Source organism: Phycisphaerae bacterium (genome assembly GCA_018003015.1).
In the GTDB taxonomy this organism is placed as follows: Bacteria; Planctomycetota; Phycisphaerae; order UBA1845; family PWPN01; genus JAGNEZ01.
Genome location: JAGNEZ010000039.1, coordinates 21,283 through 39,558 on the forward strand (window position 1 = coordinate 21,283; position 18,276 = coordinate 39,558).

Sequence of the window (18,276 nt, forward strand, 5' to 3'; positions counted from 1 at the left end):
GGATCGTTCAAAGCAGGCAAACGCGTTTGCGCACCAACCACTCCACGCTGAGCAGCACCACGAGTGCCGCCAACGTCCACCAGCGATCCCACAGCCTCATGGGTTCGCCGCTGAGAACCATACTCACGGTCCTATTCGGGATGAGGTCGGCCAGCCGGCCAGCCTCGTCCACGTCAAAATACTCACCGCCGGCTGACTGCGACGCCAGGGTCCGCAGGGCTTCGCGATCGAGCGAGGTCTGGCGGAACTCGATGTCAGCCTGTCCGACACGCACCTCACCGCGCACCGAGGCTTCTCCAGCGTCCGTGCCGCCCGGCAGATCGACCTGAAGGCCGTGGATGCCGGGCCGGAGGGGCACGAACCGCCCGCGATACCAACCGGGACGATTCGGCTGAGGGGCCAGATTCGCGGTCCGGTCAGGCTCGCCTTCGTGCCGGATGGTCATGACCACCTCGGGTCGATCGAGCGGCAGATGATGCTCGTCAAGCAGGCGGGCTTCCAGGGTCACCGCCTCGCCCACCGCGTAGGCGTCGCGGTCGGTCTGGATCATACCGCGCTTCTGGCCGCTGAGCAGTTTACCCTCAACCAGGTGGCGAAGAAGATGGACCCAGAACTTGTTGAAGTACTGCTCGCCGGACCGCCGCCATCGCCAGGTGCTATCGAACGCCATGAAGCCGACTCGGCCGGAGCCGACGAACTGAGTAGCGAGAAGGACATGCCCGCCCTCGTGGCCGCGCATCCGGGGATTGGAGTGCTGGAGGAGCACGGTAGCCACCGGCTTGGCCCGCCGCACCGGGTAGTGCCAATACACGCCTCCGAGACGCGACCACGTCTGGAGATTCTCACTCGGCTGATCGGACATCGCCAGGACCGGGTGATTGGCGACCGCGGCCGGTACGCCGGGTGGCCAGGCAGTGACCTGGTAGGTACCCATCTCGTTGAACAACAGGTCCGCCTCCCCCGCATCGATCGAGACCGGCAGGAGGTCGATCAACGGCTTGAGCGACGCCTGGTGCATGAGCCGAGGAGTATTCGCCCGGCCGGCAACGTAGAGCAAGCCGCTCCCGTTGTTGGCCACGATGGCCTCGACGGCCGCGATCCACTCCGCCGTGAGGTCTTCCGGATCCGGGTCCATCATGATGATGCAGTCGTACGGGGCGAGCTTCTCGGCCATCGCCGGCAGCTCGGTGATGATCGTCTTGCCGTCGCGAATAGCCGTCTCATCGGCGGACTGTAGCCAGCAGCTCACGTCGAAGGTGGCATCACGCACCAGGAGGTTGGTCACGTAGCGATACTCGTAGCTTGGGCCGCCCGCGATGAGCAGGACGCGCATCTTGTTGTCCAGGGCCCTCACGGTGACTTCGCGTGTGTTGTCCACAACCAGCGTCTCGCCATCGACCGGGACCACACGAACCATGAAGCGGACTTGGGCCGCCTGGCTGAGCATCTGCTCGAAAACCACCGGCTCGACCTGTCCTGTGGCGTTCACGGTGGCCGTCCGGGTGGCGACTGGCTCGGTCGAGCCGGTACCGTCTCCGCCGCGCAGCAGACTGACATTCACCGTCTGCTCGGCGACACCCTGGGCGGTCAGTCGCGCGGTGACAGAGAAGGGGTCCTTCACGAACACGTTCGGCGGAGCATCCAGGGACACGACGGCCACATTCCGCGGCTCAGCGGGGTCACCCACGCCCACGGCATGGATCGGGATCCGGCGAGACCTGGCGTACCGGCCGATGGTGTCCGGCGGCTCGCCATGATTGAAGCGACCGTCAGAACACACGACGATTGCGGCGACGGGAGCTCCCGCCTGGGCTTCGACCGCTCCGCGCACCCCGCGACCCAAGTCGGTCATGGACATGTCCGCAGTCAGCGAGGAACCCTCCGCGGCGATTCGCTCGAGACAGTCGCCGAATCGATACACCTGCAAAGGGTTATGGGCGGCCAAGCGGGCAAGAAGACCTTTCGCATGGTCACCCAGGATGCACTCGAGAATGTCCATGCGGCTCACCATCCCTTTTCTCGCCCCACGGGGTGCAGTCGCGGGCGGTGTCTGGGCCGGCGGCGAGGCAGCCGCAAGCAGGGTGTTCAGTCGCTGGGCATCTTCCGGTTCGGGATAGCGGTCGATGAGACTCATGCTGGCCGAGCCATCCACAAGCACGAGGGTATGTGCATCGATCCGGCGGTGGATGTAGACGGCAACGACTGGCTCGAGCCAGATGAAAGCCAGGGTCGCCATGACCGAGCATCGCAGGGCGGTCAGAACGGCGCGAGCTCGGAATGATGCCCCGGCCCGCTGCTCGCGACGATAGAGCCAGATCACTGCCAGCAGCAGGCCGACCAGCAGCGGCACGAACAACACCGCGAACCAGCCGTGCGGCAGGCCGGCCAACTCGATGCGATGCTCGATTGTCTCTGCGGCGAGCGGAGGCAGGGAAGCTGTCATCGCGTTCCTCCCCGCCAAAGGGCACTCAGATTCCGACCCGCACCGAAGTACCAGGCCAGGAACTGCTCACTCATCAGGACGACCACGAGCAGCAGGAGCAGGCCGGGCCACAACTCGCGGCGAGCCTGCTCCTCCTGAAGCCGAGCCAGGTCGGCGGCCGAAATGTACTCCGCGGGCACGCCGGCAGCGAAAGCCATCAGTGAGGTGCGATCCGTGCACCGCAAATCACCCTCGCGGGGATCGACGTTGACCGCGATCGGCTCGACGGCGGTCTGGCCGGTGGTACTGGTAAGTTCAAACCTGTAGAGACCCGGCTGCTCCGTGTTGGGCCACAGGATGCCGGGGATACCGGTTTGCGGATCCGGCTGCATTTCCAGATGGATGGACGGCTCGGCGGGGAACAGGGGCGTCTGGACGATCATGCCGGGCTGAAACCGGTCGGGCTCGAATGGTCTTCGGATCGGCTCGCCCACCGAATGCTCCCTGATCCCGGCAGGGCGGCGGGCGAGATACTGGACGGTTTCCATGGCCAGGACGACGAAGACGGGGCGGTCGGCCAAATCGTTCCATTCCTTGTCGGCGGTGGACGTGCAGAGCATGACCCGCCCGTTCCCGAACGACCTTTCCATCAGCAGCGGATGCCTGTCGGCGTCCGCCAAGCGGATTAGCACGCGGGCAGGACCGGGCAACAGGTCAGACCCGGGCATGGTGGCCGGTCTGTCCGCGGCCATTGTGTCCGCGGTTGGCTGCGACGAGGTCGCGGGCTCGCAGGCGACAAACTGGAACACCTGTGCCCCGACAAACAGGTCGACGTTCCGGCGAGCGAGGGGACGCACGACCGAATGGCTGGCGTCAAGTTCACCGACGGGCACGCCGGGCTGGTCGGCCACCGTGGTCACCCACTCGCCCAGCTTCGCGGGCAGCAGGCCGCTTCCGTCGTGATACAGCACCCGGTTATACGAGTCACCGTCGACCTGATCGCCAAGGAAGATCGCCAGACCACCGCCTGCGGCGACGTAGGACTTCAGTCGTTCGGCCGTGTCCTCGTTCAGCCGGTTCACGTTGGCCAGGATCACCAGATGGAAAAGGGCGAGATCGGTCGCGTCCAGCTCGTCGGCGTCGACGGTAGTCAGTTCGTTGCCGCTAAACTGGGGGCCCTCGGGGCGAAGCGCAACGCCCAGGAGGAAGACTTCGTCCGCGTAAGGATCGGCGGACGACTCGCCGTTGACCACGAGGATGCGCAAGGCCCGTGCGACCGGCTCGGCATGCCAGCGAGTGTTGTCCGCCGGAAGAGGATCCGAGGGCAACTCAACGGTCAGCGTGTCGGCGCCCTCGGAGGGGAAAGTGACGTCGAGGACAACGTCGGCCGATTGGGCCGGCTCGATTGCAGGAACAGCCGTCGGCGGCTGGGCAGCATCGCCGACATACACTTGCAGGGAAGTGGCCTCCGAACGGGCCGGGCCGTAGTTCGTCACCTTGGCCGCATAGCGGGCCTCGATTCCGGCCACCGGCTGAGCTTGTTGAGGCTCGATGGCCGTTACCGCCAGATTGGCGTGAACGGCCGTCCTGACAGCGACAAGAACGAAGCGCAGACCGCACTTTTCCTGAGGCCAGTCGGCAAATACCGCGAGGGGCCCGCGACGCGCCCCCGTCGCGACCGGGGCGGCCTCGTCGCCCGTAGCCCAGTCGATCCGCTGGAAATCACTGACCATGTACACCACGGCGGCAAGGTTCGACCGGCGCGTTTCAAGCAGTCGCCGGAGGGCACTCATGGAGGCCGGGACGTTGCCACCGTGGAAAGAAGCCCGGAGCGCGTCCAGTTCCTCACCAAATGCTCGCATGTCCATCCCCGCAAGGCTGGCTTCGCTCCGCACCGGCTTGTCGGGTCTGGACATCAAGACCAGGGTGAACGGATCGGAGGGCGAAATCTCCCTGAACGTGCGAACGAGGTTGGCGATCGCCGCCTTCCCGCGAGCGAAAACGGTAGCCCCCTCGCCCCCGGACCCAGCAGCAGCCGACGAGCCTTCGAGCAGCCGCATGCTGTAGGTGTCATCCAGCAGAACGATCCGCTCGGTGCGCGTGGACGTACCAAGCGCAGCGGTCAGGGCGGCGGGACGGATGAACCAGCGGGCAAGCATGAGTCCCACCAGGAGCATCGCCAGACAACGCAAGGCGAGCAGGATCAGCTCCTCGAACCGGACTCGGCGCCGATTCTTGCGCTGAGCCTCAACCACAAAGTCCATGGCTGCCCAGCGCACCCGTCGGAATCGCCGTCGGTTGAGCAGGTGGATCAGGATGGGCAGACCGACCGCGACCGCGCCCGCGGTGAAGAACGCGGGAGTCACCAAGGCGCCAAGCATGTAGCCGTACGCGGTCACGATTGAACCACGCCCCAGTGAAGATGGACGGCAGGCTGTGCCCGAGACGCAGCCAGGCGTCTCCCGTCAGCAACCGCCCACGCTTCCGAATTCCTTTGCCGGCCCTCCTCCATCACCACCTTCGTGTCCCTCTTCTCATCCGCGCCGCCAGGAACGCCGCCAGCCCCGCATCCAGCGGGTCGCGGGTGGACAGCAGACAGTAGTCGACGCGGTTGTCCACGCAGGCGGAGCGAATCCGGCTGATGAACCGCTGGACGATCTCCAAGTAGCTCTCCCGCAAGGCCTGGGGATCGGCCAGGACCCGCCGGTCCGGCTGCTCGAGGCCGTCGAACAGGGTGTTTTCCCGAAACGGAAAGGCCAGCTCGTCGTGATCAAGCACGTGCAGCACGATCACGTCATGCCCGGAATGCCGCAGACGCTGCAAGCCGGCCGTCAAGGCATCGATGTCGGCCAGCATATCGCTGATCAGAACCACCAGGCCGCGCTGGCGGAGTTGGCCCGCCAGATCGGCGAGCAGGATCTTGAGGTCGGTGGTGTCATCCGGCTGGTTGGCCTCGATCAGCTCGATCATGGAAAGCAGTTGGGCGGTGCGGCTGGTGGGCGGAATCTGGCGGCGGATGGCATGATCGAACAGCATCAGGCCGCATGCGTCCTGCTGATGCATGAGCAGGTACATGATCGCGGCCGCCAGGGTGGCCGCATAGTCGTACTTGTTGCGCCAGCCGGCCCGCTCGTTCTCCGGATAGGCCATGGATCGCGAGCAGTCCAGCAGTACTTGGGTGCGGAGATTGGTTTCCTCCTCGTATTGCTTGATGTAAAGCCGATCGCCGCGGCCGTAGAGCCGCCAGTCGATGTGCCGGATATCGTCGCCGGGAACATACTCGCGGTGGGCGGCGAACTCAACGCTGAACCCGTGGTACGGGCTCTTGTGCAAGCCGGAGATGAAGCCCTCGACAATCACGCGAGCCCGGAGTTCGAGCCGCGAGATCTTGGCGAGAACCTCAGGATCCAAGTACTTTCTGTATTCTGCCATCCTGGGTCAACGCCGACTGATGGGGAGGGATCTGGGACAGCAACTCATCGATAATGCGATCCGTGGAGTAACCTTCGGCCTCGGCCGAGAACGTGGTGACGATCCGATGCCGCAGCACCGGATGGACGACCGCCCGGATGTCCTCGACCGAAACGTGGTATTGCCCGTGGAGGACGGCCCGGGCCTTGGCCGCCGACACCAGGAACTGTACCGCTCGCGGGCCGGCCCCCCACTTGATCATGCGAGCAGTGATCTCCGGGGCGCCGGGCTCGCCCGGCCGGGTGCGGCGCACGATGTCCAGGGCATGGGCGACCACATGCCGGGCGGCCGGCACGCGCCGGGCGACGTCTTGAAGCTCGAGCACCTGCTCGGCGTCCAGCACCGCAGGGATCGAGTCGCGGGCGCCGGTGATGTCGGTCGCGGTCACCTCGGCGATTCGCAACTCCTCGTCGTAGGTTGGATACCCGACGAACACCTTGAACATGAACCGGTCCTGCTGGGCCTCGGGCAGCGGGTAAGTGCCCTCCTGCTCGATTGGGTTCTGGGTCGCGAGCACGAAGAACGGCGGGGTAAGGACGTGGCGGCTGCCGCCGACCGTGACCTGGCGTTCCTGCATCGCCTCGAGCAGCGCCGCCTGGGTCTTGGGCGGCGTCCGGTTGATCTCGTCGGCCAGCACCACGTTGGCGAACACCGGCCCGCGGAGAAACTTGAACGCGCGGCTGCCGGTGGCCTTGTCCTCCTGGATCACCTCCGTGCCAGTGATGTCGGAAGGCATCAGGTCCGGCGTGAACTGGATCCGGGAGAAGGTCAGGTTCAATGACCTCGCCAGCGTCGAGATCATCAGTGTCTTGGCCAGACCGGGCACGCCCTCGAGAATGCAGTGCCCGCCGGCGAAGAGCGCAATCAGCAGCTCCTCCAGCACGCGATCCTGCCCCACGATCACCTTGCCGAGCTCGGCCAGAATGCGATCGTAGGCCGCCCGAAGCCGATGCACGGCGACTAAGTCGGCGTCCGCAGGCGCGTCGCTCGTCATCTTGGTTGGCTCATTCATTCAGTGGTTCCTTCTCCGCGGAGCTGCCAGCGCTCCGCTTTCAGCTACTCCGTTGTCCCGCTACCGAAGGGGAACCAGGCGAGGCTTCCCATTCAGCACGATCAGCCCACCGCTCTGTTCCTTTCTACCGCTGCAGGATCGGCAGATACCCGTAAGGCATCTGCAGGATGATCAGGGCGATCGACGTCCCGTACACCTTGCCGACGTAGTCACCATCCCAGGATCCATCAGGCCCTTGAGCGGCAAGCAGCCAGTCGCGCATCGAGGGAAAGTACCACTGCCAGTCGGCCTCGCCGCTCAGCCACATGACCTGGGCCATGTACAGATGAGCGTAGTAGTAATGACCCCAGCTGCCGCCGCGCTGTCCGCCACGGCCGATACTCTGCTTGACGAAGGCCAGGGATTTCTTGGCCATGGCGTTCTCGTACTGCCCGGCGTTGTACCAGCAGGCGACCGCGGCGGCGGTGATCGGCGGTCGGGCTCCGCCCAGACGATCCGCCCGATAGGTGATGCCGCCGTCGGGCAGCCAGGATTTCTCGAGATAGCCCAGAGCCTTGTCGATGGTCGTCTTGGGCACGGAAAGCCCGGCATTGCGGACCGATCGCAGACCCTGCAGCTGGGTGATCGTCACCGAACCCTCGTCGGAGCGCGAGTCGGGCGTGTAGAGCCAGCCGCCAAGCGTACTCTGGCTTCGCGAGGTGAGGGTCACGGCGTTCCGCAAGACCTGGCTGATCCGGTCTCGTGTCTCCGTGCTTGCCTCCATACCGTAGACCTGCCCGAGGAAGAGCATACTGAAGCCGTGGCCGTACATCGAACGGCTCTCCTCCTCAACGCGGGAAATAAGCCCATCTTGGTCCTGACAGCGAAGCAGGAACTTGGTGGCCGAGTTGACCTGGACCGCATACTTGCCCTCGATCGGCGTGTTGCCGTTGGCCAGAAGGGCCAACGCGGCCAGGGCGGTCATGGCTACGGGGAACTGACCCATCGATCCCTGATCGCGCCACGAGCCTTCGCGACTCTGGGTCCGGGCGAGGTACTCCAGGCCTCGGTCAATGGCCTTCTGGGTGTCGGGCGTCACCAAGGGAGGTAGAGGCGGGGGCAACGCGGCGCGCGCGATCGGTGTCAGAACCACGACCACGGCCGCGAGCGTCCGCAGGGCGGGCGTTCGGTGGAAACAGCGGCAAGACGCCGGTGCCCCACTTTCCGCACGGCACCGCCCCGGAGGCAATGCCGGTTTCATTCCTCACCTCGCAGTTTGCGCCTGCCGCTCCCTCCAGCCTGCAGGGGCAAGCCGGACCGCAGATCGATCAGCCGGTCTCGAACGAAGAGCGCCGGCCGTTCCATGAACTGCCGCCAGGAATCCTCGCTGAAAAACGCCTCGCGCGGGGGCAGATCGTTGTCCTCCAGATAGAATGCCAGAGCCTCGTCGAGGCACTGCCCGGCCTGGATCTGCAGCTGCCGGACCACCGCCCGCTCACGAACCTTGGTCGCCTGACGCGCGATCTCGCGGGCCTTCTCACGGAGCACCCCAAATAGTGTAAGCCAACCGGCCACATCGATCACGCGCGAGGCTTCGTCTGTTGGATTCACCGGGGGCACCGCCGGCTGACTGCCCGGCTTCTCCCAGGCGGCAAAATCGCTCGGCCGTATCGATTCCGGATCGACGCGACGGGTATCTAATTGGAAGAGCCCGGCCCGGCCGCAAGCCCGGCACGCGAAGACGGCGGATACCATGCCACGCTCCGGGTCCTGGCTGACACGGGTCCAGTCGATCGCCAAGGTACCCCCATCGCACCCGGGGCAGCGGTTCAGCAACAGATAGAGGTACGCCTCAGCGAAACTGTGCAAAATCAACTCACAACGATCCGCATCCATGCTCCGTGATCGTACCTCCGAGGATGACGGCCGGGAAGGGGGCGAAGCCGCCCGCGGAAGCCATCCGGGCGTGCCGGCGGCCGTGAGAACAAAATGGCACCCTCCGGCCGGTGTCTCTTCCCAACCTCGTCGAGCCATCCTAACATACTGGGCCTTCTTCGTTTTTACGCCGGGGAGAAGCGAAAGCGATGAACATACCGGGGCCGGCAGAGCCCAGTGTCTTCCGAATGAACTTCAAGCGTCCCGGACCGCGGGCCTGGGTGCGGGTCGGAGCGGCCGCCACCGAGGCCGTGGTGCGGGTGAATGGCCTCGAGGTCGGGCGGCACCTGGGGGCCTGGACACCGTTCGAGTTCGAGATCACCGCCCCACTGCGCGAACAGAACTTACTGGAGATTCACTGCCAAGACCGCGATCACCTGACCAACGGCTTTCTGCCGTGGCTGCAGGTACGCTGGAGCGGGGCGAGAGATGTCGAAATCCGCACCGAACCGACGTCCCAGCGGCCCGCGGCCCGGTCACGCGCCCGAGCGGATGGCACCACACTGGTGGTTGACGGCACGCCATTCAACGTCCGGGGAATACTGCATTGGGGTTACTACCCGGAGCTCCGGCAACCCAATCCCTCCGAAGAGCAGATCCGCCGGGAAATCGCGGACGTCAAATCCCTGGGATTCAACCTGATCAAGTTCTGTTTGTGGATCCCGCCGGAGCGTTACTACCAGCTCTGTGAAGAGCTGGGGATGTGGATGTGGCAGGAGTACCCCGTCTGGGCCCAGCCGCTCGAGGACCGGTCGGTGGTTCGCGAATACGAGGAGTACTTCCGGCACGACCGCCCCTATTCGCGAATCATCCTGCGGTCGTTGACCTGCGAAAACGACCACGTGGACCCAGTGTTGGGTCGGGAGTTGGTGGATCTGGCCCACAAGATGATCCCCGGCTGCCTGATTGTGGACAACAGCGGCTGGCTGTGTTCGGAGCGACACGGCGATTTCCAGGACGAGCACGTCTACCTGAACAACATGCAGATGCAGTTCTACGGGCGGCGGATCAAGGACAAGCTCACCAAGCCGTTCGTCGTGGGCGAAGGCTTCCAGGCTCAGACGGCATGCGCGGGCCCGCACGAGCTTGGCGTGGAAGTGCGCCGGCAGCAGATCGAGTTGCTGCTTCGCGACCTTCCAAACGCCGGATACGTCATCACCGCCATGCGTGAGCCGCCGCCTTGCCACAATGCGCTGTATGACCGCGATGGGCGACTCAAGTGCACACCGGAGCAGTGGGCCTGGCAAACCGGCCCGCCGGGAACACCGCGACCGATGCCCCCGCCCGGGAAGGTCGTCGTCGAACACGGAGTGGACCGGGGCGGGGGACAAGAGAACACTGCGAGCTCGAGCCGACTCAACCGCCTTCAGCCGGACCAGGTTCCGGTTCAGCGGAGAGGAGTCGACCAAGATCCCGTGACTCCGCCGGCTATCATCGGCCCGCGGAAGGGTGAATGGAAATGCCCGGACCACACCTGGCATTCGACGCACGTGGCGGTGCTCGACCCGGCCCTGCCCGCCAGGCTCATCCGGGAAGAAGCCCACTTTGATCTGCTGTCTGGACGCGTTCTGAGCCACTGCGAGGGCACCCGGGTGCTGGTGGAAGTCCAGGAGACGTGGTGGGGCAAGCCACGCCGCTTTCCAGTCGTGATCGAGTTCATGAGCCAGGGCCAGCGGATGGTCGTATCGGCGTTTCGGCATGATACGCCGGCCGGCCGCGAGCTGGGGAGGGTGCTTCAGGACCGAGACGACGATGCCCCGGAGATCGGCCCGCTTGTGGGCACCTCGATCGTGCTCGAGGACTGGGAGATGTCGCTGGACGAGCGGGAGTGGCATCGGGTCAAGTGCGATACGCCGTTGGTCAACCGCGGCCGGAACATCTTCGAGGGCTGGGCGACCTTTCGTACCTGCGTGGACTATCCCGGCGGCAAACGGATGCTGCACTGCGACTCGGTAGGCGACTACTACGAGGTCTTCATCGACGGCCAGCGGATCGGCGAGGCCGGGCCGCGACATGGAACCTGGGACGGCACGCGCGACATTCCCCGTGATTTCGAGGTGAGTATGCCGGCCGGGCGGTGTGAGGTGGTGTTTCGAGTCCGCGACTGGCGCGGCGCCGGGGGAATGATCGGGCCGGTGTTCTTTGCCACGGATCTGGCCGAGCGGATCCTGTAGAACCCGGACCTCTCGGCATCACGGTTCGCCTAAAATAAACCCGGCCTCGCCCCGAGAGCGAGACCGGGTTCGGGAGAACCCCTCGATCCATTCACAACCATCCGTGGCTTCGAGCCTTGCCGTCCGTGGCCAGGGGTTTACTGCAAGAGCGACAGGGCGGTCTGCGGGATCTGGTTGGCGATCCCGAGGATCGAGGTCGTGCTCTGGACCAGCACCTGGGCCCGAGTCATGGCCGCAACCTCGACCGCGATGTCGGCATCCCGAATGGCGGACTCCGCCGCCGTCACGTTCTCCAAAGCGACATTCTGGCTGTTGATATTGGTTTCGATCTGGTTCTTCTGCAGACCGCCGAGCCGACCGCGAATAATCGCCACCTGGTTAATGGCTTCGGAGACGATCTTCTCGGCCTGCATCATGTGATTGCCGGTCAGGGAGCTGCTGCTGCCATCCTTGATGGTGTAGAGGAAGCCGACGTTGGCGTTGCCGAGGTTGCTGCTGCCCATGTTGGGAATCCCGATCGAGACCTGGCCGTTGGGATTGACCTCCGGCCCAATCTGGAACGTGGCTCCGCCGCCGGTGATGGCAAAGGAGGTGGTTCCGAGGTTGGTGCCGCGGTCAGCGGTGAGCAGGAGGTTCAGGTCGAGGCCGTTGGCCCGGATGGACGCATCCAGTCCGCTCACGGAGGCGGCCTGTCCGTTGATGAGCACACCCGCATCGCGTCCCTCGTCGACCGCGGTCGATCCGGTCGAGACGATGAAGGTGCCATCGATCGGTTTGACGGAGACGAAGGCATCGGAGCCGTAGTCCTGGCTGTTCAGATAGAGGTGGCCGGCACTGGCGATGGCCGAAACGCCGGTCGTATAGGTGGACTTGTTGATGGCCGACGCGATGTTGGCGATGGTCGAACCGCTGGTCAGCGAGATGACCTCCATGCCGTTGACGCCCTTCACCTCGATGGTGACATTCTCGGCGATGGCTGCACCAGAGAAGACCACCTGGGCCGTCTGGGCGGACTGGTTCACCTCGACGGTGACCGTCTGGAAGGAACCCTGCGGCACCCGGGCGCCGAAGACGGTCACCGTGGTGATGGCCGACGCGGCGATGCCCGACACCGAGTACTCGTAGTGGCCGTTGATCAGCTTCTGGCCACCAAACTGGGTGGTATTGGCAATCCGGTCGATGGACTCGATGATCGAATCCACCTGCAGCTGATCGGCTTTGAGCTCGTCGGGGCTGATGGCCCCGGTGTTGGCCGCGTGGTTGGTGAGAGCGCGGACATCCAGCAACAGCGATGATATCTCGTTGAGGGCGCCCTCGGCGGTTGAGATGACGTTCAGAGCCCGCTGAGAGTTGTCCACCGCCTGGGTGATTCCGCGGATTTCGTTCCGCAGGGTCTCCGAGGCAATGAGACCGGCGGGGTCGTCGCGACCGCGATTGATCCTCAAGCCCGTACTCAACCGTTCGAGGCGGGTGGTGAGGTCGTTCTGGTTCGCGGCCAGTTTGTGAACCGCCTGGATCGAGGGGATGTTCGTGTTGATACGACTCATGGTATCCTCCCTGACAGTCGGGCAAGTATCCGTTCTTGCACCGGAGGGAACACAGCCGTGTGTCCCATTGATCGGATTCAGGACCCGATCCACACCCGACCCGCCAGCAGCGGATTCCACCGCACTTCTTGCGGGATGCCCCGGCGGTCATGACCCTTCGGTCCACACCACCCGGGCCAAGGCACTCAGGCTGATGCTCCCAATCAGCCCCCGCCACTCCCTGGCGGGCTGCGGCCGGCAACGCCCACGAACGCCGCCGACGGCCTTGACTCGTCCTTGCCCCCCCTACCCCGTCCCTTCCACCGTTCCCGTCGCGGGTTTGGCGGCGGGTCCGATTATGCCATTCGGGATGTCGACTACTTGCCCGGATGGCCTTTAGTTATTAATTCCTGCTCCCAACGACCCACCTTCCCGAACCCTGCTGACAGGCCGCCGGTTATCCGTTTCTTCGGCAGCCAACCCGCGTGACTCCACCTAAATTCTTACTGAAGCAGCGTCAAAACGTTCTGCGGAGCCTGGTTAGCCATCTGCAAAACCGAGGTGGACGACTGGACCAGGATCTGGGCCCGGGTCAGCCGGCTCGTCTCGGTGGCGAAATCGGCATCGCGAATCGCGCTTTCGGCAGAGGTCGTGTTCTCGAGAGCGATCGCCAAGGCATTGAGCGTCGACCCGAGCGTGTTCTTCTGGAACGCCCCGAGCCGTCCGCGGAGGGCCGAAATCTGCTGGTTGGCCGCACGAATCACACGCTGAGCGGTCTCGAAATTGCCGGAGGTCAACTGGTTGGTCTGGCCGCTGCCCAGCGACGAGAGATAGCCGATGTCGCCGCGTCCAAGACCACCGGAGTAGACGCTCTGGATGCCCAGACTGGCCATCGAATTGATACCCAGCCGCGGGGAGATGCTGAAGTCCGCGCCGCCGCCCGTAATATAGAAGGTCTTGGTCGCCGCGGTCTGCGTGGCGAAACCCCCGGCCAGGACCATGTCCATACTCAGGGCCGTGGTGCGGAGCGACGCATCCAGCCCCTGGGTAATCGCATCCACGCCATTCACGCGCACCCCAACATCCACGCCGTGGTCCATGTTGCCGCTGTCGCCACCGGTCACCGTGTAGGTCCCGTAGACAGCTTCCACCGAAATGAAGATGTCAGAGCCGTACCCCGTGCTGCTGAACACCACGTTGGAGCCGCTCAGAATGGCCGAAAGGCCGGTCAGGGACGTGGACTGATTGATCGCAGCGATCACCGCGGACCCCGCGGTCCCGCTCGCCAGACTGATCTGCTCCGAACCCAGCGTACCGGTGATCTGAAGCGTGACCCCGCCGGCGCCAATCGCCGAACCGGCATGCACCAGTCGCGCCGTCTGAGCCGACTGGGTGACTTCCAGAACGACGTTGCGATAACCGCCGTTGGGCAGGCGAGCCGAGTTGATCTGGAGGCTGGTGATCGCGGAAGCTGTCGCCCCGGTGGAGATGCCGGAAGTCGTGTAATCCAGACTTCCGTCCAGCAGTTTCTTGCCCTGGAACTCGGTCGAGCCGGCGATGCGGTTGATGGTATCCAGAATGGAGTCGATCTGGAGTTGGTTGGCCGCGATTTCCTGGGTGCTCAAGCCGGCCTCGTTGGCGCTGTGGTCAACAAGGCTCTCCAACTCGATGAGCAGCGAACTGACCTCCTGGAGGGCCCCTTCCCCGACGGAGATGATGTTATCGGCCCTTCGGGCGTTGTCCATCGCGGCGCTGATCGCGGTCATCTCGGAACGTAGCGTCTCGGAAGCAATCAGACCGGCGGGGTCATCTTTGCCCGAATTGATGCGCAGACCGGTGCTCAGTCGCTCCAGGGCCTGGTTCATCGCCTGGTTGTTGCGTCCCAAGATCCGTGCAGACACGATCGAAGGAACATTGGTATTGATACGACTCATGTTCGCGTGCCTCCATACTACCGCGGTCCCGCCGTCCCCTGGAATCGACCCCCTGGGCAAAAGCGAAACCGTAGTCAACTCACGACCATCGGCATGCGGCCGGGGCGGCTCAAGTCAACCGCCGCAACCGCGGGCTCGCTCGGTATTCGGTTGTCCCGCGATCGGGCGTCGCGTGGCCGCCACCCAGGAAGCCCGATCACACACCCGATCGCTTTCGATCCCCCGGAGTCTCCCGTCGCAGCCCGCGAATGGACATCTTCGATTCCCGCGGACCCGCCAGGAAACTCCAGCGGCGTTCGTGGGATCGTCATGCGAATATCGGTGCTTTAGCTTTCTTGGGACGGTCCGAATGAAGGCCGCCACAGGCCGCGACAGGTTCCCGGACATTGACTCGGTCTCACCCAACCGAAGGCCGGGCTCTCGCGCGGCACCAACCGGTATTACCGGACAAGCCGAGCCAAGGACCGATCATCTCAAGGCACAAAAAAAAAGCGAGCATCCGAGAAAAAAGTGGCCAGAACAACGAGAGAAAATGATTAGCGGGCAGCATCAAACCGCCCAAGAGGGGAGTTCACGCGGGTCGCATTCAAACGCAAACAGGGGGCTGCAGCCGCGGCCCCGAACCATCCGCCAGCTCTGCCGCTTACCTCCATTTTAACCCCAAAAACCAGCTCGGCAACCGGTCTTCCCGATTCCACCAGGCAGCACACCCACGGGTATATTGAGGGTGAAATGGCCTTCGACCCCTCGAAGATGAGCAAGGAAACCGCCGTCGAGGCCGTCGCCTGTTTGGGAATCAGGCTTCTCAAGCAGCGTTACCCCAACCCGCTTCCAATCCTGGCTCGCTTCGGATGAGCCCCTTTCGGCGGGACCGACGAAGAGCGGGGAACGGCCATCTGCACGACAGCCGTTCCCCGTTGGCCCGCAGACCCATGGCGCCGTGTGGCAGATGCGCCTCAGGGACTCCCGGGGCAAGCCCGTAGGCTCGCGAGACGCCCGCCCGCCGGTAACTCATGTCCCGATTCGGCGAGCGGCTATTGCGGCCCATCACCTACTGCTGCAGCAGAGAGAGGACACTCTGCGGCGTCGTGTTGGCGATGGACAACACGCTGGTGCCGGCGTTGACCAGGATTTGAGACCGGGTCAACCGCGAAGTCTCCGCCGCGAAGTCGGTATCGCGGATGGTCGACTCGCTCGAACTCAGGTTCTCCATGGTGATGGAGAGCGAACTGATGTTGGTCTGCAGCGTGTTGCGTTCGAAAGCACCGAGCCGTCCGCGGAGCACGGCCACCTGGCGAATCGCCTGGTTGAGAATGAGGGAGGCCTGATGGGCGTTGCTGGTGCTCCGAGAGACCTCGAATTCACCACCCTGCTGGATCTGGCTGAGGAAGCCGACATTGGCGTCGCCGAGCATGGCCGCTGCGATCGACTGGATGCCAATGTTCACCTGCTGGTTCGGGCTCACGTCAGGTCCCAGTTGGAACAGCGCTCCCCCGCCGGTGATGGCGAAGCTGGTGGATCCCAGACCCATGGTTTCGTTGAGGGTGATCTGCATGTCCAGGGTCCGGGTATTCAGGAAAAGGTCCAGGCCCCGGCCGGTAACGGTCGCGCCGTTGATCATGCCAACGGCATCGCGGCCCTCGTCGCGCTGCACCAAGGAGCCGGCGGAGTCGGTGACGATAAAGGGGCCCCCCGTCAAGAGTGGCTTGATCTCAACGAACTGGTCGTTGCCGTAGCCAACGCTACGGAAGGCGATGCCGCTGGCGGGGTTGGCCGAGTTGATGTAGATGGCCTCGACCCCGGTGGCCTGACTGTCGAGATTGACGGCCTTGAGCATCTGGTCGACGCCCTGGCCGGCCTGGAACTCGATCGTGGTGGTGCCTTTGTTCCCAGCGATCACCAGGGAGGTGTCGTTGAGAGTCGCACTGCCGCGGAACTGGAGTTCGGCCTTCTGAGCGGAGGTGGTCACGGCCACATCGACCGGAATGTAGGCATAGGAGCCGAACTGCACGCCGTTAATGCTCACCGAAGCCAGCGCGCTGGTATGCACGCCGCTGGTGACGTAATCAAGCGATCCGTTCAGCAATTTCCGCCCGGCAAAACTGGTCGTGTTGGCGATGCGGGTGATCGATTCGATAGCCGAGTCGATCTGCAACTGGTTGGCGGACTTCTCGTCGTCGGACATCGCCGCGTCGTTGGCGATCTCCACGATCAGTCCCTGAATGTCGATGAGCAGAGACGCCACCTCGTTGAGCGCCCCTTCACTCGTCGCAATGATGTTGATCGCCCGTTGGGAGTTGCTGATCGCTTTCTCCGTTCCGGCGATCTCGGCTCGCAAGCTCTCCGAGTTGATCAGACCGGCGGGATCGTCTGCACCGCGGTTGATTCTCAAACCGCTGGACAACCGCTCGAGCGAGACCTGAAGATCCCGCTGTGTCGAACGCAAAGTGCGCTGGGCGACGATGGCCGGTACGTTAGTGTTGATTCTAGCCATTTGCAATCCTCCTTGATTGAATCTTGGCTACGAAACCCGTCATCTTGACGGGCGTTCCCGGGGCGTTCTGGCCCCCGGGCTGGCCGGCGCCTAACCCTTCTTGGCGGCTCCCGCCGTGTCCTTATGAGCTCCTGCCACAGCGGCGATGTCTTCCGGTTTGACCGATGCCGCCGCACGATTCTCCCGCTTGATCGCCTCGTATACTTCCTTGCGATGAACGGGTACTTCATTGGGAGCGTTGATACCCAGTCGAACCTTGTCGCCGCGAATATCCACAACCGTGATCTCGATATCGTCGCCGATCATGATTGTCTGATCGCGTTGTCTGGATAGCACCAACATCCTCGGCTCCTTCCTTGGCCATGCCGATGCTTCATGGATCTATGCCCGGACCGCACACCGAGGCGAACGTTGACTCGGCAAAACAACTCGTGGCAACGATCAGCGAACGTTCACCACTCGCCTCGCGGTCAGGCAACCGATGACGACGCGGCACGCCGGCCTCTACGGTATATGATACCACGCCCGCCTCCGGCGGGCCGGGGCATTAGCCCGTTTAGGCCGTAAGTGCCGCATCTAGGCGGTCTTACTGACGGCTCCCTGGCGCGAGGTCAATTGCATCAGGGGATGACGCGTGGAGTATCTGCGATCGGATAGGACCAGTTGCCTGGCCGTCCGGGTCTCCACGTTCACCACCAGAGGCCCCTGGAGGTTACCAGTCAGGATGTTGTCAACCTTGTTCACAATGATGAACACCTGGGCGGCCGACGGATCCGAAAGCCCGATCTGGCTGAGTTCGTCGAGCTTGACGGGCACGACGTAATCAGGCACGAACAGGCGCGGGTCGCAGACCACGAACGCCAAATCCGGCCGATCCACCGCCTGCAGCCAGTAGAAGCCACTCTCCTCGGCGGTCTGGATCAGAGCGTAGGCCTGCTGATCCGGAAACCCGAGGACACCCTTGGGGAACTGGATCAGCCGGCGCTCGTCGACCTCCAACGGTCCAAAGCGCGACGTCTGAATAATCATCGCGACACTCCTCGTAGACCCTTCCATGGCCGATTGACTGGTCCCGTGCACCCCGGCTCCGCCGGCCGGCGTCATCCTTAACGTCCGGACCACCGGCGATCCCGGTCACCTCCATCCGCGCGGGACCCGCCTGCGTCATCCCGATCGCAACCCGGCACACCCCGCGCCGGGCAATCCTTCCTCGCCACCGCCGGGTCAAGCGCGGCCGCAAGGACCCTCTTCGCCCGCCCACCGCGCTTCGCGGCGGGCATCTCTCCTGCTCACTCTCCGCCCGTCTTCCCCCGGTCTGTTCTGAACCGC

The 18,276-nt window shown here is 64.1% G+C and carries 12 protein-coding genes; 1 reads left to right on the top strand and 11 read right to left on the bottom strand.

Annotation, left to right across the window (positions count from 1 at the left end; translation table 11 throughout):
• Positions 1–7 precede the first annotated feature (7 nt).
• The 6 genes from KA354_16350 to KA354_16375 all read right to left on the bottom strand — a co-directional run bounded on the left by KA354_16350 (position 8) and on the right by KA354_16375 (position 8,780).
• Positions 8–2,443, bottom strand: a complete 2,436-nt coding sequence (locus tag KA354_16350; GenBank protein ID MBP7936214.1) for a VWA domain-containing protein — start codon at positions 2,441–2,443, stop codon at positions 8–10.
• Complete coding sequence (locus KA354_16355) at positions 2,440–4,821, bottom strand: BatA domain-containing protein (protein MBP7936215.1); 2,382 nt, start codon at positions 4,819–4,821, stop codon at positions 2,440–2,442. The genes KA354_16350 and KA354_16355 overlap by 4 nt, the downstream gene beginning before the upstream one ends.
• Before the next feature lie 112 nt (positions 4,822–4,933).
• Positions 4,934–5,854 carry a DUF58 domain-containing protein gene (locus tag KA354_16360; protein MBP7936216.1) on the bottom strand — a complete coding sequence of 307 codons (921 nt, stop codon included), beginning with the start codon at positions 5,852–5,854 and terminating at the stop codon, positions 4,934–4,936.
• On the bottom strand, positions 5,823–6,887 hold the full coding sequence (locus KA354_16365) for a MoxR family ATPase (GenBank protein MBP7936217.1): 1,065 nt from the start codon (positions 6,885–6,887) through the stop codon (positions 5,823–5,825). Before KA354_16365 ends, KA354_16360 begins: the two co-directional genes overlap by 32 nt.
• A 142-nt stretch (positions 6,888–7,029) precedes the next feature.
• Complete coding sequence (locus tag KA354_16370) at positions 7,030–8,043, bottom strand: terpene cyclase/mutase family protein (protein MBP7936218.1); 1,014 nt, start codon at positions 8,041–8,043, stop codon at positions 7,030–7,032.
• Between the two features lie 98 nt (positions 8,044–8,141).
• On the bottom strand, positions 8,142–8,780 hold the full coding sequence (locus tag KA354_16375; protein ID MBP7936219.1) for a hypothetical protein: 639 nt from the start codon (positions 8,778–8,780) through the stop codon (positions 8,142–8,144).
• 188 nt (positions 8,781–8,968) lie between these two features.
• Here KA354_16375 and KA354_16380 point away from each other — a divergent pair, with 188 nt between their 5' ends.
• Positions 8,969–10,993 (top strand): hypothetical protein, encoded by a 2,025-nt coding sequence (locus KA354_16380; protein ID MBP7936220.1) that lies wholly within the window; start codon positions 8,969–8,971, stop codon positions 10,991–10,993.
• Positions 10,994–11,130: 137 nt separating this feature from the next.
• Here KA354_16380 and KA354_16385 read toward each other — a convergent pair whose 3' ends face one another.
• The 5 genes from KA354_16385 to KA354_16405 form a co-directional block, all read right to left on the bottom strand.
• Positions 11,131–12,540 (bottom strand): flagellin, encoded by a 1,410-nt coding sequence (locus KA354_16385; protein MBP7936221.1) that lies wholly within the window; start codon positions 12,538–12,540, stop codon positions 11,131–11,133.
• Between the two features lie 482 nt (positions 12,541–13,022).
• Positions 13,023–14,453: a flagellin gene (locus KA354_16390; protein ID MBP7936222.1), complete on the bottom strand. Its 1,431-nt coding sequence runs from the start codon at positions 14,451–14,453 to the stop codon at positions 13,023–13,025.
• Between the two features lie 1,051 nt (positions 14,454–15,504).
• Positions 15,505–16,947, bottom strand: coding sequence for a flagellin (locus KA354_16395; GenBank protein MBP7936223.1), 1,443 nt, complete (start codon positions 16,945–16,947; stop codon positions 15,505–15,507).
• A 90-nt stretch (positions 16,948–17,037) separates the two neighbouring features.
• On the bottom strand, positions 17,038–17,289 hold the full coding sequence (gene csrA, locus KA354_16400) for a carbon storage regulator CsrA (GenBank protein ID MBP7936224.1): 252 nt from the start codon (positions 17,287–17,289) through the stop codon (positions 17,038–17,040).
• A 234-nt stretch (positions 17,290–17,523) separates the two neighbouring features.
• Positions 17,524–17,976: a flagellar assembly protein FliW gene (locus KA354_16405; GenBank protein MBP7936225.1), complete on the bottom strand. Its 453-nt coding sequence runs from the start codon at positions 17,974–17,976 to the stop codon at positions 17,524–17,526.
• Positions 17,977–18,276: the final 300 nt, after the last annotated feature.